This is a genomic window from Halomonas sp. NPDC076908, from assembly GCF_050269715.1.
Taxonomy (GTDB): Bacteria; Pseudomonadota; Gammaproteobacteria; order Pseudomonadales; family Halomonadaceae; genus Vreelandella.
On sequence record NZ_JBNNIW010000085.1, the window covers coordinates 1 to 3,833 of the forward strand.

The 3,833-nt window shown below is 42.1% G+C and carries 3 protein-coding genes; all 3 read left to right on the plus strand.

Going from position 1 to position 3,833, the window contains the following annotated elements; translation table 11 throughout:
• The first annotated feature begins 355 nt into the window (after window positions 1-355).
• From ACQKE4_RS20300 to ACQKE4_RS20310, 3 genes are read left to right on the plus strand one after another with little or no spacing between them, the layout of a single operon-like run.
• Entirely contained in the window at window positions 356-640 is a 285-nt protein-coding gene (locus ACQKE4_RS20300) for a hypothetical protein (RefSeq protein WP_427390033.1), read from the plus strand.
• Window positions 637-2,154: a sodium:solute symporter family protein gene (locus ACQKE4_RS20305; RefSeq protein ID WP_427390035.1), complete on the plus strand. Its 1,518-nt coding sequence runs from the start codon at window positions 637-639 to the stop codon at window positions 2,152-2,154. Before ACQKE4_RS20300 ends, ACQKE4_RS20305 begins: the two co-directional genes overlap by 4 nt.
• 7 nt (window positions 2,155-2,161) lie before the next feature.
• On the plus strand, window positions 2,162-3,088 hold the full coding sequence (locus tag ACQKE4_RS20310; RefSeq protein ID WP_427390037.1) for a carbon-nitrogen hydrolase family protein: 927 nt from the start codon (window positions 2,162-2,164) through the stop codon (window positions 3,086-3,088).
• Window positions 3,089-3,833: the final 745 nt, after the last annotated feature.

A 3,833-nucleotide genomic window follows, 5' to 3' on the forward strand; every position in this document is an offset into this window, starting at 1 on the left:
TCTGCTGCTCAGACTCAGTGAGAGGTGCAACGAAGCGCCTTGCCATGGTTCCGTCCGTGTCAGTTATCCTACATACATTATGCACGAAAACTTTCAGTTAGGCACTTATATGGCAGGTGGTGTCGCCTGCCAAAGGCACGATAAGAAGTAGAGACAGCAGGTACCAGGATTGTGTGCTGATGGTGTATGGAGAGGTAGATTCGATCATTTTTAGAGACTTGCAATTAAATGGCACGATATATGCATAAATTATTATCGCCGTGAACGTTTTGGAAGCGTGTACTTTTTGGCAACAGCGTGTTCTCTTTTTACTATTTTTATTAACACTCTCTGCCGGCTACTCTCAGGATTGTTCTTGTTAAATTCACATCCACTTGATGAAGGGTTAATGATGAATACAAAAAGTAAAAGGAAGCTATTATGGGGGGTTGTCTTAACTGCGCTTTCAATAACATGGCTTCCATATTTCGGTGTGTTTAACACAGCTTCTATGGTGATGGGGTTGCCGCAGCCGTTGGCTGTGATTATTGCATCCAATATAGTGCTTACAGTTTGCGTTATTCTTATTTACCCGCTTTATTTTAAGCCTTTCATTAAAAAGCTTGAAGAAAAGCCTCTGCATGAGGAAGCTGTAAAATGAACAATACATTGACGGCTGTAGTATTGGCCGCATTCATTTTCGTTTTCATACTGGTATCATATCTATCTAAAAGGAATTCGGAGAAAGCATCCGGGAGTTCATCAGAAAATTTTATCATTGGTGGGCGTGGAATAGGCACAATAGTTCTAGTTTTGTCGATGGGAGCTACGTATTTTTCAACATGGACTCTTTTAGGTGCGTTCGGAGCATATTATAGATCTGGAGTTTGGTTTGCGGGATTTGCTGTTTGGACAATTTTCCATGCAATTTTCATATGGCTATTCGGGGCCAGGATTTGGTTGGCAGGAAAGAAATATGGCTTTATAACTCCGGGCCAGATGATTAAGCATTATTATAAAAGTAATAGGCTTAGGATTACGGTTGCATTGGTCGGGATATCTGCTTTAGTACCTGTAATGCTTATACAGGTTATTGGTGGGGCTAGAGCGCTTGAGGCCCTTACCGATGGTGCGATTCCGTATGTTGTAGGAGTTACAGTTACGTCGGTGATGGTGGGTGTTATTGTTCTGTGGGCAGGTTTTAAAGGTACTGCATGGACCGACTCTTTCATGGGTGTATTTTTTGCATCCATTTTGATATTTACAGCATTGTATGTCTTAAAGCTTTCTGGAGGGGCTGAGCTGTTCGAGCAAGTGTCACAATATAAGCCTGAACTTAACGTGGTTTCAGGAAATCCACTTGGGATGTTGGAGCTGTGGCTTGGGCTTGGGTTTGGTGCTTGGGTTCTTCCTCATATGTGGCAAAAATTTTATTCTGCTTCATCAGCCAAAGTTCTTGGAAAAGTGGCTATGGCCACACCTTTCTGGAACTCATGGATGATGGCCATTATTCCTCTTGTGGTTGGTATGGCGGCAGTTATTCCTGGGATTGCTCCGAGTGTAAATGTGGGCAACAGCGATACGATTCTTCCGCAAATATTCAACTTCCACTTTCCCATTTTGAGTGCTTTTGTAGTGGCTGGTATTCTTGCAGCTGCAATTTCCACCATTAATAGCCAGCTTCTTTCCTCGGCAAGTCTAGTTGCTGAAGATGTCGTAGATGGTTTGACGAAGGGAGATATGACAAGTAAAAGAGTTACTTGGGTTACAAGAGTTGTTGTCCTATCTCTTACGGTGATGATATTTGTGCTTGCAATGCTTCCGAGCGGTGCAGGGTTTTTAGTTCCAATTGCTTCTTTAGGTTTCGGCCTTGGCCTTCAGCTTGTGCCTTCGGCTTTAGGCATGCTGTATTTTAAATCGGTCACGGAAACAGGAGCATTTCTTGGCCTGGTTCTAGGTGTTGTTGTTATGGCGCTCATGACAATTACCCAAATAGACATTCCTGTTGGGCCCAGTATTGCGGGAATTATAGTCAATATTGTTGTAACGATCGCTGTAAGCAAGGTAACCAAAAAGGTTCCAGAGTCTTCCGTGGTAGAGTTCCATGATATGTTCAATGAATATATGAGGGATAACACTGGGGAAGTGGTTTATTCAGAAGAAAAAAAGGCTTGAGGTTTTTATGAAAGATAAATTAAAAGTTGCAGTGGTGCAGGATTCAAGCGTTCCTTTTGATGCTGAAAAGACAGCCAGAAAAGCTTGTCGCCTAATCGAAGAGGCCGCAATTAATGGTGCTGAGTTGGTGGTGTTTCCGGAGGCGTTTTTAGGCACCTATCCCAAAGGACTAACCTTTGATTCGCCAGTTGGTAAGCGACTCCCTGAAGGGAGAGAAGACTATCTTAAGTATTATAATGGCGCAGTTGAAATTGGTGGGTCCGAGATAAGCGACATTGCTTCGGTTGCTAGGGAAAATAATATCTTTGTAGTGATGGGGATCATTGAAAAGGGCGGAAGCACTCTTTATTGCACTGTCGTTTTCATTGATCCAGAGAAGGGGGTTGTTGGTAAAAGACGAAAGCTGATGCCAACGGGGTCTGAGAGACTTGTCTGGGGTTTCGGTGACGGTTCAACATTGGATATAGTTGAAAGTGAGCTAGGTGCGATAGGTACGGTAATATGTTGGGAAAATTACATGCCATCGTTGCGCGCTGCTATGTATGGTCAGGGTGTTGAAATATATTGCGCTCCTACCGCTGATGATAGGGACACTTGGGTCTCTACTATGCAACATATAGCTATGGAAGGTCGATGCTTTGTTCTTAGCTCTTGTCAATTCCTTAAGCGTGGTGATTTTGAAGAAGATTATCGCTGCACTCTTAGTGACAACCCAGAAGAAGTTTTAATGCGTGGTGGTAGTATGATCATAGGGCCGCTTGGTGAAATAATATCGGGCCCAGTTTATAATGAAAATGCTATTATTTACGCCGATATCGACAGTGATACTCTGGTAAAAAGCAAGTTAGACTTCGATCCGGTTGGGCATTACTCAAGGCCAGATGTTCTTTCTGTCCATGTGGATAAAGAAGAAAAAAAGGCTGTGTATTACTAATATGAAGTTCTAGTTAGCCCTCTTCCTCCTTCAGATGTGGAGGAAGAGGCTTGGTTTTTTGCTTGCATAGAAAATGCGCAAGATTATATAAAATTTCAGTCAAGTAATCTCCTGTGTTATATAGGGCGTTTTAACATTATGAGAGAGCTTTTCTTGTCAGTTTTTCCATTTGTTAGAAATATGGGTATTAATTGCTAAGTTTGGTGAGTAATAGATTATAATTTGGCTGCAAATTTGGCATGCTAGCCATCCTTCTGACATGCAGTATTTAAGTCCAGAATAAGGTCTGGTTGAGAAGTAAGTAATTCGAGTAAGGATGATTTTAATTTTAGCTCATTATGTTGCACTCTCGTCAGTTAGTGCGATTAGAAGATTCGCCTGTAGCGGTTTAAATTAATAAATATAGTTTAGTTTCCGATAGGCATGAATGCTTTTTTTTATAAAAGATTGATTACTTAGTATGTCTGAAAAAGCGAGGTAAAGCATGGTTGGCACAGGGAGATTGCAATATAAAAATGTAGCCATACTGGTAATAAGTCAAACGCTTTTTATGGTGGCATCGATAACAGTACTAACACTAAGTGGGGTAGTCGGGCAGCAGTTGGCCTCTGCTCCAGAATTAGCCACAATGCCAATCTCTATGATGATGTTAGGTTCTGTCTGAAAAGTCGGCTCTCATGCATTGCTCAATGCAAGCCAATGTCACCATGGCCTTGAAGCTACTGGCCAGCTTGTCGTAACGCGT